Raw genomic sequence first — 22,491 nt, 5'->3', positions numbered from 1 at the left:
TTATGTACAAACTTATTCGTTGGTGCTGTATTCTAATTTTCATGATACAACTCATGACTCAAAATGCATTTGCTTTGCAAAAGCAATTAATAGGGAAAGTTTATGATCAATCACAAACAAATCCATTTGGACAAGTCTCCATTCTATTTGTCAACAACAATGATCTAATCTTAAGTGCACATAAAAGCGAAGAGGATGGAAGTTTTCAAGTAAACATACCAGCAAATGCAACAAAAGTTGTCTTTTCAAATGTAGGTTATTTAAAACAAGAGATTAAGCTTTCAAATGTATCTTCCTCTTTAACCATTATTATGATGGTTGATAAAAAACAGATTGAAGAAGTTGAAATCGTCGCAACTTCAAAACCAAATGCTGATTTAGGCTTTGTGAATATAAATAAGAGAGAACTCTCGAGTTCTATTGCTTCAGTAGACATGAAAGGGATAGAAAATCTTCCAGTAGTCTCTGTTGATCAATTTTTACAAGGGATGGCGCCTGGTCTTCAGGTAGTATCAAACAGTGGTGATCCTGGTGCAGCTGCCTCTATACGTATCAGAGGGATATCCAGTATATCTGGAATTAATGATCCATTATGGATAATTGATGGTGCAGAAGTAATAGGAAATAATTACTCTGTACAGAGTATATCAGATTTTGGGTTTAGTCCCATCGGCGACCTTGACCCTGCGGATATAGCTTCAATAGATATTTTAAAGGATGCATCTGCTACTGCATTATATGGCTCAAAAGGAGCGAATGGTGTAATTGTAATCCGAACGAAAAGAGGCAAAAGAGGAAAACCTATTTTCAATTTTAATGGCCGTTTTACAATTTCGGAAGTTCCTCGCACTATCCCAATGTTAAATGGTGATGAACATCGTATTTATTCCATTGAGCGTTGGACAGGGGGAAATGATAATGGTACTGCTCTTCCAGAGCTAAGAGGCGATTTAACACGTGCAGATGCTTGGAAATTTAACAACAATACCAATTGGATAGATGCGATAACTAGAACAGGAATATACCAGCAATATAACACATCATTAAGTGGTGGTGGTGATCGAATAAATTATTATTGGGGATTAGGTTATACCAATCAATATGGAACAACAAAAGGTACCGGATATGATCGATTTAATACTCGGTTCAATCTAAATTATCGTGTCTCTGATAAATTTGCTGTAACAGCAGATTTGACATATACCAATTCCCTAACTGATAAACGTGGCACAAAGCATCCATATAACATAAATGGAGACAACGAAATGAATCCATTACGAATTGCAAGGCAAATTCCTGCCTATTTTCCTATGTATTCTAAAAATGGATTAGACTATTTTGTGGATCGGGATGCCACTTCAGTATCTTTCTATTCAAGATATAACCCTTTGGCTATCATCGATTATTCACAATTTTTATCTAAAGCAAACAGGCTAATGGCTTCAACAAGTCTTAATTACAAAGTACTTGAAAACTTAGAATTCAACATGCAAGTTTCTACCGATTTTCGTGAAGCATCTGACGATTATTTTTTGCCAAGCTTTGCAACAGATGCTATCCCTGGTGAGAGTTTTTATAACGCTGGTCTTCAGTCGGAAGGTTACCAATTATTGGTAAACAATGTAAACAAATTATTATGGAAACCAATAACTTCAGAAAATCATCGCTTAACCATTACGGGGGTGGCAAACCTTAGTATGGACAAAAGTAATAATATGGAAATACGCTATTTCAATGGCGGTTCACCACATTTAAAATCCGCAGATGCATCTGCAAGGATATCTTCTATTAGCGGCGGTTTTTCTGATCAACGATATATAGGCATGTTCATTCAAGGGCATTACGCCTTAATGGACAGATATTTTATTACTGCAACTGCAAAATCTGAAGGTGATTCAAGATATGGAAGTAAAAATGCTTATACCGTATTTCCTGCTATTGGTGCTGCTTGGGATCTAACAAGAGAAAAAGTCTTCGAAAAACTACCCTGGATTTCATCCCTTAAGCCTCGGTTTGCCTTTGGAATTACAGGAAACCTTCCAAGAATTAATAATATATATGACATAGCATATGCAACAAGAGAGGGATATTTAGGCGAAACTTATATTTATCCGGATAAGTTTGCGTATGAAAACATCAAAGAGGAAAGAACAACAGAGTACAATTTAGGCTTAGACTTTGGTTTCTTAAAGGATAGAATAAGTGGACAATTTGATATTTATAAAAGAACAACCAACGATCTTCTTTTAAAAGAAACGCTGTCAAGTACTTTAGGTTATGAAAACCAATTTGTGAATTTCGGAAAAGTAGAAAATTCAGGAATTGAACTTGGGATTACCATTGATGTTTTAAAGGCACAAAAAGATAAGCCACGATTAAAATCCTTTTTTAATATTGCACTTAATCGAAATAGACTCATTGAATTGCCAACTAATTTTGATGCCTCTTCATTCTCCGCAACTCGAAATGGATTCGCCTCCAAATTACAGGAAGGAGATGTTATCGGTGCGTTTTATGGCTATAAAGCTTTGGGAGTTTATGCTCATGATGAAGACGCTTATTTAAAGGATCCACTAGGAAATTTAATATTTGAAGCAGACGGAGTAACACCGAAAATAATGAGATATGGTTCTGTAACCGGGCACCAGTTTCAAGGGGGAGATATGATTTATGAAGATCTAAATGGTGATGGGATAATCAACCAACTTGACCGAGTACAGATCGGAAATGCCAATCCAACTTTTTTTGGTGGATGGAATAATACGCTTGGGTATAAACAATTTACCTTGGCATTAAACCTTCAATATCAATTTGGCAATGACATTATCAATGGTTCTCGAATCATAATGGAAGAAATGTCTGATTCCAAAAATCAAGCACATTCCATTCTTTCCAGATGGCGAAGACAGGGAGATAAAACGGATATGCCCAGGGCCCAACCAAGTAGCGATTGGAACCGGATAGCTTCCTCGCGTTGGGTAGAAGACGGTTCATATGTGCGATTAAAATCTTTGTCATTTACTTATGAAGCCAATGATCTTTTAAAAAAATGGGGAATTAGACAATTAAGCCTATTTGTTACCGGATTTAATTTACTCACTTGGACAAATTACCTTGGTGTAGATCCAGAAGTCCCAATAAAAGGCTCTGTTTACCTATTCGGAATCGATGATAATTACACGGCTCCACCTAAACAATATACTTTTGGTTTTAGGTTTAATTTATAATGAATAATAAAAAATTATAGCATGAATCGATTAATTATATGTTTCCTGGCAATTTTTTCCTTCTCACTACTTTCCTGTGATAAGTTTTTAGATGTTGAAGTTCCAGACAATTTGGTACATGATGAATATTGGCAAAATAGAGAACAGGTTCTAGCATCACGAAATGGCATGTATGCTACTCTTCATAACAACATCAATATATTTCAAGTTTGGGGCGACATAAGATCTAGTCTATATACCCCTGGTCCTGGATCTTCGTTTAGCAACGATTATCGACAGTTCATGGTACATGACATTTATCCGACAAATGGTTTAGTTCGTTGGGCATCAGTATATACGGGAATTAACTGGATAAATTCATTTATTAAAAATGCCCCAACCGCCCTACAAAATGATCAGACATTTAAAGAAAGTGAACTTCAAATGTTCATGGGAGAAGCTTATGCTTTACGTGCGTTGAATTATTTCTATTTGATTCGAGCCTTTAAAGAAGTTCCAATCATGGAAGAACCTTATGAATCAGACGCTCAAATATTCAATACAGCGGCCCATGCAGAAGAAGAAGTACTAAACTTTATAGAAAAGGATCTGGAAAAGGCCTTAGCTAATACTGCCTCAGATTTTGAGAATATTAATGATCGTTTTGGTCGAATAACCAAAAATGCAGTTAGAGCAATTTGGGCTGATGTTAAACTTTGGAGAAATCAATACCAAGAAAGTCTTGAATTGTGCGAGTCTTTAGAAGACTACAAATCTAAGCTTGTGGATCCTCAAGATTGGTTTAGCATATTTAATCCAGGAAACTCGAGTGAAAGTATATTTGAATATCAATACTTACAGACAGGTTTCTCTTCTCCAATATACGGTTGGTTTGCAAATTTTCAACCTACTAGTGCTGGCGCCAAATATCTTGCAAACTCTATCAACATTGAAATTGATGGCCTCGAACTTTATCCTCCCCAAGATCTTATCAATTGGAGTGCAGATACCATCCGCTTAAAAAATTATGCAGCCTTTAATATGACCCCTGTAAATTATTCAGCGGGGTCCGGATATGAAATATATAAAATGACTGGACAAACTCCTTATGTTCCAAGTTATAGACCTTCGGGAGGAAGAAACATGAATTATATCTTTTACCGATATAGAGAAATTCTTTTTATCGAAGCAGAAGCATTAGCCCAACTTGGAAGATATGCAGAAGCTGAGGAAAGAATAAATTTAATCCGAAAGCATTGTGATATTCCTGCCTTAACCCCTGGAGCAATGGGAACTGATGTAGAATTTATGCGATTTCTGTTAATGGAACGAGAATTCGAACTGGGATTTGAAGGAAAAGAATGGTTCGCTGCAGTACGTATAGCGCGTAGGCCAGGAATGGAAAGTGTATTGTTAGAAAAAACTGCAGAAAATAATTCTTTAAAAATCCCATATCAGGTAATTAAAGCTCGTCTTCTGAATTCAGAAAGTTGGTTCTTGCCGTATCATGAAACAGAAATCGAAAATAATAAAGCATTAATTCAAAAGGATTATTACAAGAATAAATAAAAACATAAAATAAATTGAATCATGGTGAACCTCAAAAAGCTATATGTTTGGGTATTGATTTCAAGCTTTGCATTTTTAATCCACTTTGGGTGCAAGGATAAATATTCAGATATACGATACGATACAACTGATGAAATTCAGATCATGGATTTTCTTGATAGCAGCAAAACATTAAGTGTGTTCAAAGAATTGACAGAGTATGTCGGTCAGAGAAATTTATTGAAAACTGCAGGTTCTTATACTCTATTCGCTCCAAATAATTCGGCATTTGAAAAATTGTTTCAAACTCTAATTTTAGATGGAAAACCAATTAAAAAAATTAAAGACGCCCCTAAAGAATTCTGGATTTCATATTTTAAATACCATCTTCTGGATAAACGAATCAATACTAATGAATTTACTCACGGCCCATTACCTTCCCCAACATCCTATAGCTTAAAATATCTAATCGCCGATATTAGTGAATCATATAATGCCATTAAACTGAATAATGTGGCGACTATTGTCGAAAGCAATATAAATTTCAACAATGGATTTATCAATATTCTAGATGCCGTTTTACCTCCTCCTACATCTTCAATTTATGATATGCTAGTTGAAAGTGGAAAGTATAATACTATGCTGTCTATTTTTGAAGAAACAGATCTTACGAAATATCTAAAAGATAGCGTGGTTACTTTGTTAATCGAAACTGATGATGCTCTTAAAAAAAGCAATTTTGATAAAAATGAAATAGAAAATTTAAAAGATTGGGCATCTTACCATATTATCCCTGATTCTGGATATTATCTTAACCTGTTAACTGCTCAAAGATTTTATCCATTATATAAAAAAGAGGCTCTTTCTTTTTCTGTAGATAACTATGGGAAATATCAAGTTAATGGAAAATTTAGCTTTAATCAATCTGCTAATTTTGGAATCGATAAAATTGGTCAAAATGGTATATATCATAGCTTAGACACTCCCCTTCAAATTACACCAGCAGTTCCTTCTAAAATAAGATTAAACCTATATCCCCCAGGAAGTAATTATGGAAAGCAAAATGTTTTTACTTCGCCACCAGCTTCCATAAGACTCAATAATGGGACTCAAAGTTATCATCAAGACAGAAAACTAATGATTGTTCAATTTGATGCCACTCAAGCTGGGGATTATTTTTGGCTTACAGTTCCAGATGTTCCTGCTGGTAAATATAGGATTAGAATTATGCAGCGAATGGCAGCAACAAGAGGAAAATTTATGACTATTTATAATGAGGAAATCGTCAAAGAATTAACGGATTTCGCCAAAAAAGATGGAGATTTTGAAGAGTACAGTTACTTTGCTTTTAATTATTGTGGAGATATTACAGTTCAAGAAAGATCTGACGTAAAATTGAATTTTGTATTTCTTGATTTTGGCACTAATAAATCTCCTGGTTATTGCTGTGACCTATTATTGGACATTCTGGAACTCATCCCTATAAATTAACCTGTTGGACTATTAAATATCATGTTTACAAAAAAATATATCATATCCATCTGTTTTGCTATTCTTATGGCAAATAGCAGTATTTATGCCCAAAATATAGCCGCAAAACCTGCGACAGTAGACAGTCTACATCGTTTGGATATTGCCCCTTCCACCATATCTATTGTCGGGAAACTATATGAAAAGCCCAACATATCAGTATCGGAAAGTGGGAATCTAGGAGCCAGCCCAGTATTGATGATTCGTGGGCTAAATAGTATTAATTTATCCAGTAGCCCTTTAATTTATATAGATGGAATTCCTATGAGATACTCTGGGGCAAATCCTACTTTCTTAAGTACTTTTGAACCAGATCGATTAGGTTTTTTAAACCCAAATGACATCAATAATATTCAAGTTCTTTCCTCTGGTTTTGAAATGCCAAAAATTGGAGGTCGAGGATCCAACGGTATATTAGAAATACATACAGAAAGAGGTGAATTTGGTGGAACGAAAGTTGATTTCATAGCTAATTATGGATTAATCTCCTCCAATTTAAACGTGCCACGATTGGATGCTCAAAGCATGAAATCCTATTTATGGTCTAGATTTCAAGAAGAAGGAATGTCGCCAGCCCAATTAGACCAACACCCTATATTTTCTGAAAGTAATCCAAAATATAATTTTCAAAATGATTGGTTAAACATGATTAAAAGGGATGGAGTATTTCAAGACTATCACCTGAAACTTAAAGGCGGTGATGGTGATGCAAATTATCTTTTTGCTGTTGGCTATACCAATAAGGAGGGTTTAATAAAAGAAACTAATTTTGAACGAATTGGTCTTCGATTTAATTTAGATTATCAGTTGGCTCCAAACATTTCTATTTACAACAATTTATCCTACACGAACACAAGTGGGCATTATAAAGAGTTTGGATCCGATTATAACACGCACCCCATTTATATTGCAAGTGCTAAAGCGCCATTTTTAGGAACTAATTTCGTAAATGCTGATGGTAGTCAGAGTCGAATTCTGGCGAGTGTTGACACGCTTGGATTAAGCAATCCCCTTGCCCTTGTTAACAACCTTTCTAACAAAAATCAATTTAATCGAATTGATGGAGTAATGGGAGTAAACTGGAAAATTAGAGGTGCTTGGGATTTGAAATCAGATCTTTCAATTTCTTATTTCAATTTATCTGAAAAACAATTTCGGCCAGCATTAGGAATTGTCCCTGACTTATACCGAATCCGACAAAACTCTCAAAGAAGCTCAAGTGAATTTTATTTGAATTGGAATGGTATACTTTCCAATTCAGGGAAATTTTCAGAAAACCTAAAATATAATACAAGCATACAAGCAGCAATTGAAACCTATGAAGAGAAAAGTGTATTTGGAAGAAAGATAAACGCTGGAACTGATGATTTCGAGACACTACAACAAGGGGTTGTTGATAGCGCTTCGAACACAAGGTATAGATCAAATTTAATGAGTTACATTGCTGAAGGTATTCTTCATTGGAATGAAAGAATAAGTCTTAACGCCTCTTTGAATGTCCAAGGTTCCTCAAATTTTGGTTCAAATTCTCGCTGGAATATTTACCCAGGCGCTAAAGTTTACTTTTATATATTGGAGGAAAAACCATTGAACAAATGGAGTATAAATTTAGGTTACAATAGAACTGGCAACCATGAGGTAAGAGGGTTCTACCATTTTAACCAGTATTATCCTGAAAACTATTTCGGATATGGAGGTGTATATTTTGGTAATATTGCAAACCCAAGTCTTCGTCCAGAAATAACTGACAATTATGATATACAAAGTATTATAACGCCATTTGGAAATCGATTACAATTAAATTTAGGCTATTATTTTAAGCATACTACCAATCTTATAACTCATAAAACCATTCTAAACGAATTAGGATTGCAAGATAGATTTGAAAATGCTGGATCTATAACTAACCAAGGGCTTGAATTAGGTCTGACTTCACAAATCATTGCTAAAGAAAACATAGCATGGAATTTATCAACTTCAGTTTCAACGTTAAAAAATAAAGTTACTTCTCTACCAAATGGTGCAATTGAACAATCAATTGGCAATATAACTGGAATTGCGAAAGAAGGAGAACAATTGGGATCCTATTATGGATATAGAGTATTAGGAGTATTTCAGAATGAATCAGAGGTTAATTTAAAAAAATCAGATGGCACAGTATATCATCCAGGAGATTATGTCATAGAGGACATCAACAATGATGGAATAATTAACAGTTTAGATAAGCAAATCATAGGAACGGGTTTACCTAAATTTTTTGGTTATTTTTCGACAACATTCCAATATAAAAATTTTGGACTCAACCTTCTTTTCAATTTTTCTCAGGGTGCAGATATATACAATAGCTTTAAGCAGCAAATGCATCTTATGAAGGATTTTGCCAATCAAGACCCATCCGTTCTAAACCGCTGGCGATCGGATGATGAAACAGGTAACGGCTTGAGTAGAGCAGTTTTAGACGACCCTTCAAATAACGGCGCATCTTCTTCTCTTTGGGTAGAAGATGGAAGTTACTTAAAATTAAAACAAAGCTCGCTCCATTATAACATAAAGGGTAAACCATCACAGTTTTTTAAAAATATAATGATTTACCTAAGTGCAGACAATCTAATTACTTGGACAAAATATTCCGGTTTCGATCCAGAAGTAAATGGCTTGAACATTTCCTTATTAAGAAATATAGACTTTGGTGCTCCTCCTTTAGGCAAAACCTTCAAACTAGGTCTTAAAACTTCATTTTAATTTTTGCAAAATTTTTTATTTATGAAAAATCGCATTCGCTTATACACCCTAATCCCTAGTCTATTTTTTATAACGCTTATGGCATCTTGTTCTTCCTTTTTCGACGTGGAACCCTATAATTCAGTTGTGGAAGATAATTTTTATAAAAGCCAAAAAGACCTCAATGCATCAGCGTTGGGAATGTATGCCCCTTTAGCTCGAGATGTCCACAAATTTCTTTTGTGGGGAGATGCTCGAGCAGATATGGTTACTACAGGTCAAACTGAACCAATGCCTTATATAAATGAGTTTGTTATCAATAATGTTAGTATTGAAAATCCCTTTGCTGATTACAATAATATTTACGAAACCATAGCACGATGCAATAGGCAGATGGAAAAGGTTTATGATGTAACTAGTAAAGATGATAAGCTTTTGCCCAAAAGTGCAAATGCATATTATGCAGAAGCTGTTTTACTGCGTGCAATATGTTATTATTATTTGGTGCGTACATTTGAAAACTTTCCAATTATTCGATCTGATTATGCGGAAGAGGTTTCTTATATAGATGAAAAAGGAAATACAATTAATCGCAAAACATCTGAAATAACCTCAACTGAACTTCGTGGTTTATTAAAATTCCCAAAAGATAAACAAGAGGTTTGGAGAATGATCTATAATGATGTTTTAAGTGTTCTCGGGATGTTGCCTTTAAACTTTATGTGGAACAATGAAACGCTTCCTTCTGAGGAAAGGTATGGTCGAGTTTCCCAACCTACTGCAGCAACTTTTGCAGCAGAAATTGCCATTTGGCTTGGTGAATATCAAACCGCCTCAGCTTTTTGTAATTCTCCGATAGTAAACAATCAACATTCTTTAGGTACAGCAGGAGCATGGCCAAATCAATTTACGGCTAGTTTTGCAGCTCAGCACAGCATGTTTCTTTTGGGATTTAGATTCGACAACAGCTTTGAAACCAATAGGTTACAAGAATTTACTTCAAACTTAGCACAAGAAGGAGGTAAGTATTTTTTAAAACCATCATCCCACGTAATAAACACCATATTTTCCCATGAAAGTTCGGATGTTCGGACAAATTTTAGTTATAAAGTTTTTGACCAAGACACAATTATTTGGAAATATATCGGATTAGATAATGTTTCTTCAAGGAGACCCGCCTATAAAAGCAATGCTAGCTGGCAGATTTTCCGTTCTGCTGACGCATGGCTACTTAAAGCTATTGCTGATTTACATCTAAATGATTATGCCTCGGCCTTCAATTTTATCAATATGATTCGTGAATCTCGTGGGTTGGTAAAATATTTACCAACAGATATAGATTATACAAATAAAGAATTGATGTTAGAAATTATTTTCACAGAACGTGCAAGGGAATTTGCATTTGAGGGTAAACGTTGGTATGACCTTATGTTATGGTCACAGTTAATTGGGAAAAATATTTTAGCAGAAAAGGTAGCTTCTAAATATAATGGAGAAAATAGAAATTCTGTGTACCAAAAACTTCTAGATCAAAAGAGCTGGTATTTACCTGTTAGTAAATAATTGAAATCTAATTCCAAATTGATTAGAAATGAAAAAAATAATTAAATATTTATTAGGCTGTAGCATTTGTTTAATAATTTTCAACTCCTGCTATAAAGAGCAACATTGGGATTTTCCAGGCCCTTATGAAGAAGAAAAAATTACACCGGACTCCCTCCCGTTTCCATTTGATGAAAATAGAATGGCGGGCATTTGGTTAATGAAAGACGGTAAACCCGATCTACAAAAAATTTTGTTTAAAGGTTATACGGACTATTATGCTGGTGGAGACACCATTTCATGGGTGCAAGAACAGAATGGCATGCGTTTAATTCAACACAGAAATCCTTATCCTATTACTAATGCGGATCATGTGGGTGGAAGAGAGAATAGTTATCGCAATAATTATGCTGTATCCAAATATTTTGTTCCTGTAGGAAAAGGAAAAAACTTCTATATGTACTTTAAAGCAACCATTGGAACATTTAATGGTACCGCAGCTGGTATTGTACTTGGAAATAGCTGGGAGAACGGAAGAGAGTTTATTTTCGGTTTTGATGGATTTTCAAACATTGCGCCTCAGTTTTTCCTTGATTTTTATGAACGAACTTTTTCAGTAAATCCAGAAGCAGGATGGCCAACTGTTAACGAGGTTATAACACCTGGCGTTCCTGCTGAATTTGAAACCGCAATAGTAGATAATTTATTCTATATAAAAATAAATGGTGTACTGTGTTTCAAAATGCAATTGCCTGAACAAAAACTGTTTTTTTATACGCCCAGTATTCGGCCATGGAGAAACTTTTTAACTATTCATGATTTTTATATTGAATCTCAAGAAGCATTTACAGTCAATTATGCTTTTTACAATAAAGAGTTCAATTATAATTTTATCCAACGTCCAGCTTTAACAACAGATAATAATGGCGATGTGTTGTTATTTGCTGAAGGGAGGGGAAGTTATGAAAATGCCTATCAACGAGTCGCTCAAACTTCTAGACCTATAGCTAATACCGATATTATCTTACGTCGATCTTCTGATGGAGGAAAATCCTGGTCCAAAGAAATTGATGTAATTGCTGGAGAAAATTCTAATGATACTTATGCTTATCCACAAATATTAAAAAACAACACTGGAACACTCTTTTTATATTATAGCAAGATTGACTATATACAAAATGGCACCTCTTTTATACTTGAGCCAGGCCAACAAAAAATTTATCAACGCATTTCTAACGATAATGGAAATTCTTGGTCAGGAGAACAAGACATCACCAATCAAATAAAGACCCAATCAGTGGATGTCCAATTTGGTTCTGGTCATGGAATAGTTTTAAAAAGCACCAATAATAATGGCCGATTAATATTACCAATGAATGTTGGATCCAATAGAGTACAAGTAGCCGTATCAGATAATAATGGCTTAGATTGGAAATTAGGTGGCGAAATCCTAGGAAGCAATCTAAGAAATCCATCAATAGTGGAGTTGGCCGACGGTAAATTGATGATGTTACTATCGCACAGTAATGTTACCCCAAGAAATAAAATGGTTTCTTATAGTTCCGACGGAGGTACCACATGGACGACCGCAACATCTTTTTCAAATGGAATCAATACAGGAGATTTTGGTCATACTTTTCCTTCTGTCCTTGTCCAAAATGATGCTGGAAAACTATTTTATGTTTCCCCACTAGGACGGGGAACGGATGTTCGTTCGTATGGAATGAGTCCTGTATATGCCAATTCCCCAACACTTTTCACAAGAGATCAACAAAATCAATCATTTATAAACCAAGGCCCTTTGTTTGATAAGATGGCTTATAATACTTACCTAGTTCCAGTAGGAAATCTAGATGCAGTACTTTTACCATCAGGCAAAATCTTGATTGCTACCGAGGGAGGAATAAATACACCATTTGAAGGAATTATTACTTATGAAAAATAACCTGTTTTTAATAATCAATGCCCTTTTCGTCGTTACATTATTATCTTGTACAGATAAAGATACTGGATTAACTTCTGTTTTAAAATTTGAGAAAACACCTTTTATTCCTGATGAAGAGGATAATAAAATAATTAAAGAGAATGTGAGAATATTTGAACAAGGAAAGGATGGTTATCATTCTTATCGCATTCCAAGTATAGTCACAGCTCCCAATGGTGATTTAATTGCACTTGCTGAAGGAAGAAAAATGAGCAGTTTAGATTATGGTGATATTGATTTAGTGGCAAAAACGTCTTCTGACAAAGGAAAAACTTGGTCCGCGTTAAGAATATTAGTACATGAAGGGGAGGGCACTTGGGGAAATCCTACCATTGTTACAGATTTTGAAAAAAATAAAATTTGGATTTTTCTCTCTTGGAATTCTGATAAACATAGTCAACATGGAGGTACTTTTAATGGAAAATACTACCCAGAAGTTTCTCAATGGGGCGACAGAAGGGTTTATTCTATGTTTAGTGATGATAATGGGACAACATGGTCAAATCCTGTCGATAGAACAGAAGATTTAGTTCCAAAAGATTTTGTGTGGGATGCTGTTGGCCCAGGTTCTGGAATTCAAATTGAAAATGGTCACACAAAGGGTAGATTAATTATACCAGCTGGTGAAAGAAATATTTATAGCGATGACCATGGAGTGACTTGGAAATATCAAAGGATACCTAAAAATACTTTTGAAGGTAGTATTGTTGAACTTAGTAGTGGCTTGTTATTAAGAAATGATCGTGCTGTAACAAATATTTGGAATAAAGGAAAAACAAGATATACCTCAAGGGGCTCTATTGAAGGTGGATTTTCAAATTTTATATCTGACCCAAATTTGATTGATCCAAGATGTCAAGGCTCTATTCTCCGTCAATCTTTTTATCCGAATTTGATGGTGTTTTTGAATTCTGCAAATAATGAAGGTGACAGTATGAAAGATCGATGTAATATGACTATTCGTTTAAGTAATGATGACGGTAAATCATGGTTTGCTTCTAAACAGTTGACTTACCATCAAATTTCACAAGAAAGTTTATGCAGGTTAGGTTATGGTGGTTATTCCAGCATGACTAAAATAAATGATGTAGAAATCGGAATATTAGTTGAACAAGTTGATAATCCATCTGCAGGATCTGCTATTAACAGAAGACATTCAATAGATTATCATCACATAAACTTAAATTGGATTAAGTCCTTATAAATGTGACAGATGCTAGTCACAACTTCTTGGGTTTTCTTAACATTTTTTTTATATTACTAACTTTTAATCATAACTTTTATGTTATTTTGTAGAACATAAAAGTAATTTAATACCATTTACATGCCAACAAAGGATTTGATGAATGACCTAAAACCCATTGAGGTCAATACACGGGCGGATTTAGTTGAAATTCAATTGCGCGAATATTTAGATAAAAAGGGGCTGAAAACCGGGGATGTTTTACCAACTGAAATGGATTTATCTGAGGCATTAGGAGTTAGTAGAAATGTATTAAGGGAAGGATTGAGTAGATTAAGAATGTTAGGATTAATCGAGTCTAAAAAGAAAAGAGGAATGGTTTTAACTAGCCCAGATATTTTAGGTTCATTTGAACGGGTACTTAACCCACAATTCATGGATACATCAACTTTAAAAAACCTCTTTGAACTCCGTTTAGTTTTAGAGTCTGGATTGGCAGATTTATTATTTCTTAGGAAGACTGATAAGGATATAAGAGAATTAGAAGGTATAATCAAAAAAGAAAAATCAGGGGATAATGATGTATTTCGAGTGAATAGTGAAATAGCTTTCCATGGAAAACTCTATGAAATCACAGGAAATGACACCTTAAAAAGGTTCCAGATTATGCTCTTACCTGTCTTCGATTACGTTTTAAAGAACGAGAATAGAAGCATTAAATCAAATGTTACCCATGCAGATTTGGTTAATATTTTGAAAACAGGCAGTAAGGAAGATTTTGTTTTAGCAATGCGAGAACACCTAAGACCTCATTATGAATATTTAAATAAATAAAAAAAATATAGGATATCCTATGGATGTCTTATATTTTTTTATTATTTTTATTTGTAGTACATAAGTACTAAATAACTAATCAAAAAAACCTAAGCTTAAAGGATGATAAGACTAAATACATTAAAAATCAGCTTAATATTATTTTTTCTAAATAACATTGCCATAGCACAAAATTTACGTGTTGACATAAAAACTTACCAGTTGCCAATCTTGGCAGACCAATCCATTAATGTCATAAAAAGATATGTTATTCACAGCGACATTGCTTTATACAATCAAAAAATCGAATTGCCAATCACCATTGATAAATTCAATAACCAAATTGTAAAACAAATTGAGTTATGGCAATCAAATACCGACACTACTTTATTAAAAGATGGAAACAAAGAAAAATTTGAGAAACTTCAATCACAAGTGTTCCAAAAAGCAAAAACTAACTTAATGGCAGTCACAAATATTAAAAAGGGCGCAAACTATTTTTGGTTGAGTGTACAGGTACCTCCTGTGAAAAATCTGCTTACTCCCCTTGATATATCCTATGATGCATTAAAGTTAAACGGTAAAAAAATAAAATTTCAAGATCTAAAATCAAGTTCTCATAGATATGCTGTTGCAGTTCGAAGACACAAACAAGATAGAGTACATACCAGTCGGATTCCTGGAATTATTACTGCAAAAGATGGTTCTTTAGTTTCTGTTTATGATGCAAGATACGAATCAGGAAGGGACTTACAAGGCCATATGGATATTGGTGTATCAAGAAGTCTAGATGGTGGGCATTCATGGTTACCCTTTGAAGTAGCTATAGATATGGGTGAATTTGGAGGCTTGGGGCAAAAATGGAATGGCGTATCTGATCCAAATATTATTATAAACGAAAACAATGGAGAAATTTTCGTTGCCGGATTATGGATGCACGGCGTAATTGATGAAACCGGAACTTGGTACCCTGGAATAAAAGATGGAAAAGAAATTTGGAATCATCAATGGAAAACCAAGGGTTCTCAGCCTGGATTCGGCATAAAGGAAACTTCTCAATTTCTTATGGTTAGGAGTCAAGATAACGGTAAAACCTGGTCAAAACCTATTAATCTAACAGAAATGTGCAAAAAAGAGGATTGGTGGCTATGGGCTCCTGCCCCAGGACATGGCCTTACCATGAAAAATGGCACCTTAGTAATGCCTACCCAAGGTAGAGACAATTCTGGAAAAGCATTTTCAAATATTACTTATAGTAAAGATGGAGGGAAAACCTGGTTAACATCTAATCCGGCTTTGCCAAGATCCACAACAGAATGTATGGCAGTTGAACTTGAGGATGGACGAATCATGTTAAATATGCGATCAAACCTAAATAGCACAGAAAAGGGAGAAAAAAACGGAAGAGCCGTTGCTACAACAAACGACATGGGAAAAACTTGGATTGAACATCCTACATCTCACCATGCATTAATTGAACCAACCTGTATGGCAAGTATCCATAAACATCATTATTCTGAATCTGGAAATGAAAAAACTCTTCTTGTTTTCTGTAATCCAAACTCAAAATATGAAAGGGTTAATATTTCATTGAAAATCAGCAAAGACAACGGCAATACATGGATTACAAAAACATTACTGGATGAAGGAAAAGGAAGGGGATATTCATGTATTACTTCTATTGACAAGAACACAATTGGAATTTTATACGAAAGTAGTCAGGCCGACCTTGTTTTCCAACAAGTTTCTCTTAAAGAATTATTGTAAAAATTATAGAAAATGAATAAAATAAATGGACTGATTGCAGCAACCTTTGCTGCCTTTAAAGCAGACGGCTCTATTGATTTAGAGAGTATTCCAAGCTATGTTGATATGTTAATCAACCAAAAGGTCGTGGGTGTATTCATTTGTGGAACAAATGGAGAAGGTCCAAGTTTGAGCACTGAAGAACGAATGCAAATAACTGAACGGTATCTAGAATGTGTCGCTGGTAGAATATTAGTTTTAGTCCATGTTGGCCATAGTTCAATTGAAGAAGCTAGAAAATTGGCCACGCATGCGGAATTAAATGGTGCAGATTATATTTCTTCCGTTTCTGCGTTTTACTTTAAACCTAGCTCGGCTCAAAATCTAGTGGACTGCATGGCCAATATTGCTTCTGCTGCTCCTAAAACTCCATTCTTTTACTATCATATCCCAGCAGTTACTGGCATTCAATTAGATCTAATTGAATTCCTAACTCTTGCAGAGGCACAAATACCTACCCTTGCTGGAATCAAATATACAGCTTCCACTATTCACGAATATCAAGCATGCTTGAATTATAAAAATAGAAAATATGACATCTTGTTCGGCTATGATGAATTGTTATTGCCCGCTTTAGCTGTTGGAGCAAAAGGAGCTATTGGAAGCACTTATAACTATGCTGCTAAATTATACAATAAGGTTGTTCAACTCTTTCATGAAGGTAAACACGAAGAAGCAGAAAAACTTCATTTTAAAGCTGTTGAAATGATTCGCTTATTGGTTAAATATGGTCCAATTCCCACCCAAAGAGCTATTATGGAAAAAACAGGCGTATTTTTAGGAAATTCACGACTACCATTAGCTAATCTTTCCCAAGAAAATATTTCAAATCTTTACAAAGAACTTGAATATTCAGAATTTTTAGATATTGTAGCCTCTTGTTAAAAAATGCTATGCTGTTTAATGCACTTAAAATCTTGATTCTTATGTTGATTCCAACCGCTGTTTTAGGACAGGAAACAAAATTAAAATGGGAATGGGTTTACCTAAAGCCAATTCCTGATGCAATTGGCTATGCAGGGGCATATGTCGGCGTTGTAAATGATTTTTTGATTGTTGCTGGTGGAGCAAATTTCCCAGATGGAAAAGCTCCATGGGAAGGAGGTGAAAAAGTTTGGACAGATAAATTGTTCGTGTTAAAAGAAAAAGCGGGCAATTGGTCAGAATCAACTAAACTTCCCCGAGTCATGGGATATGGCGCTACGGTTTCTTATAATAATAAAATGTACATCGCTGGAGGAAGTGATGAAAACCAGCATTTGGATTCTGTATATGAAATATTTTGGGATAAAACTAAGAATTCAATAGCCTATCAATCCATAGCTAAATTACCCAGCCCTATTGCAAATTGTGCTTCTGTAAGAATTAACAATTTTTGGTATGTCCTTGGAGGTTTAAAGTCACCAAATTCTAAAGAAGCTGAAAATAACTGTTGGAGGTTAGATCTTCAAAACCCTCATAATGGATGGGAAATCTGTACCAAATTGCCAGCAGAAGGTAGGATGCTTGCAGTAGCTGCAAATTTCAATGGAAAGTTATTAATCATGTCCGGTGTTTCCTTAATAAATGGCGTTCGAAATTACTTAAAAGACGTATATGAACTTAATGATGATGGAGAGTGGATTCAAAAAACTAATCTTCCAACATCTTTTGCCGCGGCAGCTGGACCTGCATTTTATGATGCCTTTAGCAAAAATCTATTTGTAATTGGTGGAGATGATGGACGCTTGGCAATAACTACTCCAAATCATGATCATCCAGGGTTTTCGAATAGAATTTTCATATATGATGGAAAAGAGTGGAATAATAAATCAATAGTAAAGATGGAAACTTTAGATAAAGTCTGGGTTCCAGTTACGACTGGCACTACCTATTGGCGAGGAAGCCTTATTATTCCGACAGGAGAGATTCGACCTGGAATCAGAAGTCCAAAAGTTTTGGTTGGTCATATAACAAAATAATCATGATAAATACAGCTTCTAAAGGATACAGCTGGTTATTGGTAGGCCTACTTTGGGTGGTGGCATTTTTAAATTATTTTGATAGGATTCTAATCACTTCTATGCGGGATCCAATCGTGTCAGATTTTAATTTGAATGATTCTCAATTCGGTCTATTAACTTCAGTTTTTCTATGGTCATATGGAATTGTAAGTCCCTTCGGCGGCTTCCTAGCTGACAAATATTCTCGGAAAAAAGTCATCGTTTTATCTGTTTTAATTTGGTCAGCAGTTACTTTATGGACTGGCTATGCTAATTCTTTTGAGGAAATTTTAATTACACGCCTGCTCATGGGTATAAGTGAGGCCTGTTACATCCCTGCAGCATTAGCTTTAATCACCGATTATCATTCTGGAAAAACACGCTCCTTAGCTACAGGTTTACATATGTGTGGGTTATATACTGGACTAGCTCTGGGGGGCTTGGGCGGATTTATTGCGGAATATTGGGGATGGCGATATGGTTTCCATGTATTTGGTTTATTTGGAATCGTTTATTCTTTTGTTTTAATATATTTTATTCGTGACAAAAAGGAAGTAAATCAAAACACAATCAATCCAAGTGAATTAAATTTTCAATTAGAAAAAGATGAAATTTCCGAAAAGTATTCGGTGAAAGAAATTTTAATATCCTTATTCAAACTTCCTTCATTTTACCTAATCCTATTTTATTTTGCTGTATTAGGAATGGCCAACTGGTTTGTCGCAGGATGGCTCCCTACGTTTCTTAAAGAACAGTTTCATTTAGATCTGGGAACTGCAGGAATTTCCGCAACAGGGTATATGCAAGTTGGTTCTTTTGTAGGAGTAATATTGGGTGGCATTGTAGCAGATCGCTGGGCACAAAAAAATCCGAAAGGAAGAGTGAATGTAATGATTATTGGCTTTTGTATAGGGGCACCGTTTCTTTTCATTATGGCATCTACTCAAATGTTTGCTGTGGCCATAGTTGCGATGTTGATATACGGCCTTGCCAGAGGTTTTAACGATGCTAATTTAATGCCATTACTTAGACAAGTGGTTAATGAACGATATATTGCAACAGCTTATGGTTTCCTGAATTTCTTGAGCACGATTGTGGGGGGCGTCATGGTGTACTTAGGAGGTGCTTTAAAAGATGCGAATATTAGCCTTTCCATTATATATCAAATAATTGCTGTTATTCTGTTATTGGTTTCATTATCATTAACTTGGGTTCAGATAAAAAAGACTAATTCACCTTAAACAAAATTCATGAATAAGACTATTTTTTTTACGCTTATATTTTTTATAGGGATTTATAAAGTTCAGGCACAGAAATTACGTCTTCCATCTTTTTTTTCAAAAAACATGGTTTTACAGCAGCAGGAAAATGTTAATTTTTGGGGTTGGGCAAGAGCTGGGCAAGAGGTAAAAATTTTAGCCTCTTGGTCAAAAGATACTATAAAAACTATAACTTCTGGAGATGCTGAATGGAAAACATCTATTTTAACCCCTATAGCGGGGGGGCCATATAAAATCTGGTTTCAATCTCAAGATCAAGAAATAACCTTAGAAAATGTTATGGTTGGTGAGGTATGGCTGTGCTCTGGTCAGTCTAACATGCAATGGTCAGCCCTTAATAATGTTAAAGAAATGAAAGAAGCATTACCTAGCATTTCTAATAAAAATATCCGCTTTTTACAAATAAGTAATATTGCTGCACAAAACCCACAAAATGATATATATGATAAATGGACAGAATGCGATCCAAAAAGTGCAGAAGCTTTCTCAGCAATAGGTTATTTCTTTGCTGAAAACTTAAATAAAAATTTAGATATTCCAATAGGGATAATAAATACAAGCTGGGGAGGATCGGCGGCAGAATATTGGGTTCCTAAAGAAGATATATTAAATGATCCAGAGTTGTTTAAAAATTCAAAATTGCAAAAAATTGCACCAAGAAAACCATACCAACCCAGTGTTTTATGGAATAGTATGATTCACCCTTTCGCGGGCTATAATATTGCAGGAGCTTTGTGGTATCAAGGAGAGGATAATACAATCTCTTATTGGGGCTATGATCGTTTAATGCAAACCTTAATAAGTTCCTGGAGAAAAGCTTGGAATAAAGAATTCCCCTTCTATTTTGTTCAAATAGCACCACATTCTTATAAATACGAAAAACCAAATGCAGCATTACTTAGAGAGCAACAAGCCAAAACTGCAATAAGTATTTCAAAAACAGGTATGGTCGTAACTACCGATTTGGTAGATAATATAAAAGATATTCACCCCCAAAGGAAAAGAGCTGTAGCTCTACGACTTGCCGATTTAGCATTAGTAAATGATTACGGTTTCCAAAAAAAAGATTATCAATCACCCATTTATAAAGACTATATCATTGAAGATGATAAAATAAGAATTCGATTTTACCACGCTGAAGGAAAGTTACAAGTCAAAGATAAAGAAATGACGGGATTATATATTGCGGGAAACGATCATGTTTTTAAACCTGCCAATTTCAAAATTGAAAATAATGAATTGCTGGTTTATTCTAAAGAGGTCCCCAAACCTATTGCAGTAAGGTTTGGGTTCAGTAATACTTCTATGCCTAATTTATTTTCTTCAACAGGTCTACCTGTTTCTCCATTTCGCACAGATAGTTGGGGATTTTAATAGAGATTTATCAATTATAAACTTTATAAAAAAAGCGAAAAGAGCATCAAATGATGCTCTTTTTCTGTAGCCTCGAGCAGAATCGAACTGCTATCAAATGTTTAGGAAACATCTATTCTATCCGTTGAACTACGAGGCCGTGCTGCAAATCTAATATTTTACCACCAAAAAACTTAGCAACATCTGGATTTTTTCTTTGTCCTCAATTTTGGAACTTTATAGTAACATATAGCCCCACTACCAAAATGATGAAAAACCCCAACATACCAGAAAAAATCGCACAACTTGATTGGACCTCCATCAACGAATCCATGAATCAACATGGCTTTGCCCTTATCCCTAGCCTGCTCACTTCCCAAAACTGCGAAGAGCTCATCCAAAATTACGATAACTCATCCCTATACAGAAAGACCGTTAACATGGCAAGGTATCGCTTCGGATTGGGAGAGTACAAGTACTTCAACTACCCCTTACCAAACATTATCCAAGAAGTAAGAACAGCAATATACCCCTATATAGCAAACATCGCCAACCTTTGGTTTCAGGTCTTGAAAATAGATAGGACATACCCTAATAACCATTCCGAATTTCTAAAAGAATGTCACGATAATGAACAGTTAAAAGCCACGCCATTAATCCTAAAATATGGAGAAGGAGGATTTAATACCCTGCACCAAGATTTATATGGCGATGTTTATTTCCCGATCCAGATGGTACTCTTTTTGAATGAGGCAGATGAGGATTATACGGGAGGAGAATTTGTGCTCACCCAACAAATTCCAAGAGCACAGTCCAAAGCAACAGTCCTACGTCCTAAAAAAGGAGATGCATTGCTGTTTACTACGAATTTTAGACCGGAGAAAGGTGCAAAGGGCTATTATCGGATTAATATGAAGCATGGGGTTAGTGAGGTAAAATCTGGGGAAAGATATACCTTGGGAATTATTTTTCATGATGCCTTGAGTTGATTTAGGTTATGTTGAGTTGATTTAGTTTATAAATATGATTGAGCATGTGAATTTAAGTCCGCAAGAACTGCATGGGATGATCCGTAGAAAGGAAATCCTTTTCGGTGGGAATAGAAAATTGAAGATCTATGGAAAATTAAGCTGCGGTTCTGGGAAGAGAATGAAACGTGAGAATAGGGTGTTTTTTAAGGATGAAGAGGAAGCTTTGGAGGCCGGTTATAGACCTTGTGGAAATTGCATGAGGCGAGGGAGTTTCTTCGCTCTGAAACCATAGTGAAAGCAAGGTGAAAGTATGCAAAATGTATGTAATGGTTAGTTTAGCATGCTTTTTTCTTGGTTTAAGTATGCTTTAAGCACGATTTCAACTTGAAAACAGGCTTTTTACATAGTGAAAAGAACGATTTTATTTTTAGCACTTCGCTTGGATGGAAGATTGCTTCGTTCCTCGCAATGACGCAGAGATAATTGAATAATAATATAAATCATATCTATTAATGATCCCCATCACATATAGACAAAAATGATACTCAATAAACAATATCAATACTTTTCAG

15 protein-coding genes and 1 tRNA gene are annotated in these 22,491 nt (G+C 35.0%); 15 read left to right on the top strand and 1 reads right to left on the bottom strand.

Annotated features, from left to right (window positions below; genetic code table 11):
* The first annotated feature begins 53 nt into the window (after nucleotides 1–53).
* From CRJ00_RS04770 to CRJ00_RS04710, 13 genes are all read left to right on the top strand, one after another.
* Complete coding sequence (locus tag CRJ00_RS04770) at nucleotides 54–3,227, top strand: SusC/RagA family TonB-linked outer membrane protein (RefSeq protein ID WP_257213690.1); 3,174 nt, start codon at nucleotides 54–56, stop codon at nucleotides 3,225–3,227.
* A gap of 21 nt (nucleotides 3,228–3,248) precedes the next feature.
* The gene (locus CRJ00_RS04765) at nucleotides 3,249–4,775 is read left to right on the top strand and encodes a RagB/SusD family nutrient uptake outer membrane protein (RefSeq protein WP_099365736.1); all 1,527 of its coding nucleotides are present in this window, start codon (nucleotides 3,249–3,251) and stop codon (nucleotides 4,773–4,775) included.
* A 21-nt stretch (nucleotides 4,776–4,796) separates the two neighbouring features.
* Complete coding sequence (locus CRJ00_RS04760; RefSeq protein WP_099365735.1) at nucleotides 4,797–6,245, top strand: fasciclin domain-containing protein; 1,449 nt, start codon at nucleotides 4,797–4,799, stop codon at nucleotides 6,243–6,245.
* 21 nt (nucleotides 6,246–6,266) lie between these two features.
* Nucleotides 6,267–9,026, top strand: coding sequence for a SusC/RagA family TonB-linked outer membrane protein (locus CRJ00_RS04755; RefSeq protein ID WP_099365734.1), 2,760 nt, complete (start codon nucleotides 6,267–6,269; stop codon nucleotides 9,024–9,026).
* A 21-nt stretch (nucleotides 9,027–9,047) separates the two neighbouring features.
* The gene (locus CRJ00_RS04750) at nucleotides 9,048–10,568 is read left to right on the top strand and encodes a RagB/SusD family nutrient uptake outer membrane protein (RefSeq protein WP_099365733.1); all 1,521 of its coding nucleotides are present in this window, start codon (nucleotides 9,048–9,050) and stop codon (nucleotides 10,566–10,568) included.
* Between the two features lie 28 nt (nucleotides 10,569–10,596).
* Nucleotides 10,597–12,492, top strand: a complete 1,896-nt coding sequence (locus CRJ00_RS04745; RefSeq protein WP_099365732.1) for a sialidase family protein — start codon at nucleotides 10,597–10,599, stop codon at nucleotides 12,490–12,492.
* Nucleotides 12,482–13,735: a sialidase family protein gene (locus tag CRJ00_RS04740; protein ID WP_099365731.1), complete on the top strand. Its 1,254-nt coding sequence runs from the start codon at nucleotides 12,482–12,484 to the stop codon at nucleotides 13,733–13,735. Before CRJ00_RS04745 ends, CRJ00_RS04740 begins: the two co-directional genes overlap by 11 nt.
* 120 nt (nucleotides 13,736–13,855) lie before the next feature.
* Entirely contained in the window at nucleotides 13,856–14,548 is a 693-nt protein-coding gene (locus tag CRJ00_RS04735) for a FadR/GntR family transcriptional regulator (RefSeq protein ID WP_099365730.1), read from the top strand.
* A gap of 102 nt (nucleotides 14,549–14,650) precedes the next feature.
* Complete coding sequence (locus CRJ00_RS04730) at nucleotides 14,651–16,294, top strand: sialidase family protein (RefSeq protein ID WP_099365729.1); 1,644 nt, start codon at nucleotides 14,651–14,653, stop codon at nucleotides 16,292–16,294.
* Between the two features lie 12 nt (nucleotides 16,295–16,306).
* Nucleotides 16,307–17,218 carry a dihydrodipicolinate synthase family protein gene (locus tag CRJ00_RS04725; RefSeq protein ID WP_099365728.1) on the top strand — a complete coding sequence of 304 codons (912 nt, stop codon included), beginning with the start codon at nucleotides 16,307–16,309 and terminating at the stop codon, nucleotides 17,216–17,218.
* Between the two features lie 8 nt (nucleotides 17,219–17,226).
* The gene (locus CRJ00_RS04720) at nucleotides 17,227–18,294 is read left to right on the top strand and encodes a Kelch repeat-containing protein (protein ID WP_099365727.1); all 1,068 of its coding nucleotides are present in this window, start codon (nucleotides 17,227–17,229) and stop codon (nucleotides 18,292–18,294) included.
* Between the two features lie 2 nt (nucleotides 18,295–18,296).
* Nucleotides 18,297–19,556, top strand: a complete 1,260-nt coding sequence (locus tag CRJ00_RS04715; protein ID WP_099365726.1) for an MFS transporter — start codon at nucleotides 18,297–18,299, stop codon at nucleotides 19,554–19,556.
* 9 nt (nucleotides 19,557–19,565) lie between these two features.
* Complete coding sequence (locus CRJ00_RS04710; protein ID WP_257213689.1) at nucleotides 19,566–20,969, top strand: sialate O-acetylesterase; 1,404 nt, start codon at nucleotides 19,566–19,568, stop codon at nucleotides 20,967–20,969.
* 67 nt (nucleotides 20,970–21,036) lie between these two features.
* Here the strand turns inward: CRJ00_RS04710 and CRJ00_RS04705 are convergent.
* A tRNA-Arg gene (locus CRJ00_RS04705) sits at nucleotides 21,037–21,108 on the bottom strand.
* A gap of 106 nt (nucleotides 21,109–21,214) precedes the next feature.
* Between CRJ00_RS04705 and CRJ00_RS04700 the strand changes: the two genes are divergently transcribed.
* Together CRJ00_RS04700 and CRJ00_RS04695 are read left to right on the top strand one after the other, a co-directional pair.
* On the top strand, nucleotides 21,215–21,937 hold the full coding sequence (locus CRJ00_RS04700) for a 2OG-Fe(II) oxygenase (RefSeq protein WP_306473099.1): 723 nt from the start codon (nucleotides 21,215–21,217) through the stop codon (nucleotides 21,935–21,937).
* 34 nt (nucleotides 21,938–21,971) lie between these two features.
* Nucleotides 21,972–22,211: an Ada metal-binding domain-containing protein gene (locus CRJ00_RS04695; protein WP_099365725.1), complete on the top strand. Its 240-nt coding sequence runs from the start codon at nucleotides 21,972–21,974 to the stop codon at nucleotides 22,209–22,211.
* Nucleotides 22,212–22,491 lie beyond the last annotated feature (280 nt).

It is taken from the genome of Sphingobacterium sp. 1.A.4 (assembly GCF_002734245.1).
GTDB lineage: Bacteria > Bacteroidota > Bacteroidia > Sphingobacteriales > Sphingobacteriaceae > Sphingobacterium > Sphingobacterium tenebrionis.
The sequence above is the reverse complement of the archived record's forward strand: the minus strand, read 5'-3'. Positions and strand labels throughout refer to the sequence as shown.